Annotated in this window: 1 protein-coding gene; it reads left to right on the forward strand. The window is 68.8% G+C overall.

The genetic code is table 11. From position 1 onward, the window contains the following. Positions 1-504: 504 nt before the first annotated feature. Positions 505-2,088: a uracil-xanthine permease family protein gene (locus D1643_RS10480; protein WP_236643561.1), complete on the forward strand. Its 1,584-nt coding sequence runs from the start codon at positions 505-507 to the stop codon at positions 2,086-2,088. Positions 2,089-2,794: the final 706 nt, after the last annotated feature.

The following is a 2,794-nucleotide window of genomic DNA, read 5'->3' on the forward strand; positions in this document are numbered from 1 at the left end:
CTCTCGCGAGGAGCCCCGGCCGTTGCCCCGCGCTCGCGCCTTCCCCCCCCAGCCTTGCCGCCCGGGCCCTCGGCGGTGCCTTTGCGTCGCGTGGGGGGAGGGCGCCGCCTTCCGGGCGCATCGCGGTCGATGCCCCCTCGGGGCGTTGCCCTTCGGCCGCCCGGGCGGCAAATGCCCCCTTTTCTGGCGAGCAAACACGGCTCTGCAACCCTTTCCGGTGGGGTTTGGCTTCCTTTTGCGTCGCAAATCCCGCCTTAGCCAGCGCCGACCTGCGAAAACGCTTGGATCTCACCTAGCTGCGTCGCCCTGCGCGCGGAAAAATGTTGCAGAGCCGTGTTTGCTCGCCACGAGATGGGTCCCTTTCGCGCCCGCGCCCTCTGTCGCGCTCACCTTTACAAGCGCGGGTTCTGCCCCGTCGCCTCGCTTGGAGCGACCATGACGTGGTACTATCGCCCACGGCGCCTTCGGGCGCCCGCGAGAGGAACCCACGGGAGCGGAGGACCCATGACCGAGCAGGAGACCATTCCCCAAGACCAGGCTGTCGCCGACGACGCCGCGGCCCCTGGAGCCAAGGCCGTCTATGACGCGCGCAGCCTCGGCGCGCCTCGGATGGCGCTCTTCGGACTCCAGCACATGTTCGCCATGTTCGGCGCCACCATCCTCGTGCCCACGCTGACCGGCCTGTCCGTCTCGGCGACGCTGCTGTTCGCGGGCATCGGCACGCTGCTCTTCCACTTGATTTCGAAGGGTCAGGTGCCGGCATTCCTCGGCTCGTCGTTCGCCTTCATCGCCGGCTACGCGGCTATTGCCCCCAACGGCGAGGCCGAGCTTCTGCCCTACGCCTGCCTGGGCGTCGCCTGCGCGGGTCTGCTCTATCTGGTGCTCTCCGCGCTGTTCCGCGTCTTCGGGCCGTTGCGCGTCATGCGCTTCTTCCCGCCGGTGGTCACCGGCCCCATCGTCATCTCCATCGGGCTTATCCTCGCCTCGTCGGCCATCGCCAACTGCGAGACCAACTGGCCCGTTGCCCTCGTGGCCATCGCTATCATCATCGTGGCCAACATCTGGGGCCGTGGCATGATCCGTATTATCCCCATCCTGCTCGGCGTCATCGGCGCCTATCTGGTGGCGGCCCTCGTGGGCGAGGTCGACTTCGCGCCGGTGGCCGAGGCTGATTGGATCGGCCTGCCGGTGCTGTGGGACAACACGGTGTTCTCCCTCTTCGGACCTGGGTTCAACGCCGGGCTGGCCATCACCGCCATCATCACCATCATGCCGCTCGCCTTCGCCACCATGATCGAGCACATCGGTGACATGTCGGCCATCAGCTCCACCTGCGGCCGCAACTACATCGCCAACCCCGGCCTGCACCGCACGCTCCTCGGCGACGGCCTGGCCACCATCCTGGCGTCGCTGTTCGGCGCGCCGGCCAACACCACCTACGGCGAGAACACCGGCGTGCTCGCCCTCACCCGCGTCTTTGACCCGCGCGTCGTGCGTCTGGCGGCGCTGTTCGCCATCGTGTTCTCGTTCTGCCCCAAGTTCGCGGCCGTCATCGCCGCCATGCCCGCCTGTGTCATCGGCGGCGTCTCGCTCGTGCTCTACGGCATGATCTCGGCGGTGGGCATCCGCAACCTCGTGGAGAACCACGTCGACTTCACCCGCAGCCGCAACGTGCTCATCACGGCCATCGTGCTCGTGCTGTCCCTCGGCATCGCCTACAGCGCGAGCGGGGCTGTCACCATCGTGGTCGCCGGTGTGACCATCGGGTTCTCCGGCCTGGCCGTGGGCTCGGTGGCCGGCATCCTGCTCAACGTGGTGCTGCCCGACGACGGCGCGCCCACCGCGGCTGCCGTCGAGGAGCTGGCCGCCCAGCCTGCCAGCCGCCCCCTCAAGCGCGGCGAGGCCGTCTCGGCAGGGGAGGGCGCGCTCGCGGATGAGACTGTCGCTGCGGGCGTCGCCGCCTCCGGGGCCGTGGCCGGCACGGAGGCCGGTGTCGTTGCCGCCGGCGGCGAGACCGCGCCCGCCGCGTCTGAGGACGGCGCGCCCCGTGCCCTCGAGGACGAGCTGGAAAACGAGCGCATCGGCTAGCCGGCGGCCGCCTTGCGCGCGGTTGTTGCCGGAACGGCGCCTGCACTTGGTGGGCCGCCGCCTTGGGCGCCCCCTGCCGCCCTTCTGATCTCGGCGGCCGCCCCGCGCGCTCCCGGAGGGCGTGTGCTGATTGGCGGTTTCATATCCAATCTGGCGAGCTATCCGAGCCAAAGGCCCTCCGATTTCCCGGAATCGGAGGGCCTTGGTCGTTCGCTCAAAGCGCGACCTGGCCTTTTGCCGCCACTCGCGCTCAAGCGGCCCTACTCCGTCTCGGATAACTCGCCAAATTGGATACGAAACGGCGAGAGGGCTGCACTGCTCCCCGTCCAAGTCAGCCTGCCGCTTTTGCGCGTCCGTCACGCGACCGCCGCAGGCCCCCCGTCTCGCACTCCGTGCTCGCGCCCGCCTCTTCCCACGCCATGCCGCGCCGCATTCCCAAGAACGAGCGCGGCAATTGGCGTGCAAACTGGCCAAAAGCGCCGAAATTCCGAGGCAGATGGCGTTGATTTGGGGTCAGAGCGCCTCTTTCGTCGTTGGGTAAAAAGCGCGACCTGGGGTTTTGCGGGCTCGCTGCTCGATGAGACGCCCGAGGACCTCGGAATTTCGACGCTTTTGGCCAGTTTCGCGGGGTAATCTTGCACGACCCCCCCTCGACCCCGCAACCTTCTGCGCGCTCGGCTCCGCCCCCCCGGCCCCCCCACCCCCC

Source organism: Enterorhabdus sp. P55 (assembly GCF_009911695.1).
In the GTDB taxonomy this organism is placed as follows: domain Bacteria; phylum Actinomycetota; class Coriobacteriia; order Coriobacteriales; family Eggerthellaceae; genus Enterorhabdus.

What these genes read in the sequence shown, in the direction of transcription:
- D1643_RS10480 (WP_236643561.1), top strand. Translation starts at nt 505, where the DNA reads ATGACCGAGCAGGAGACCATTCCCCAAGACCAGGCTGTCGCCGACGAC.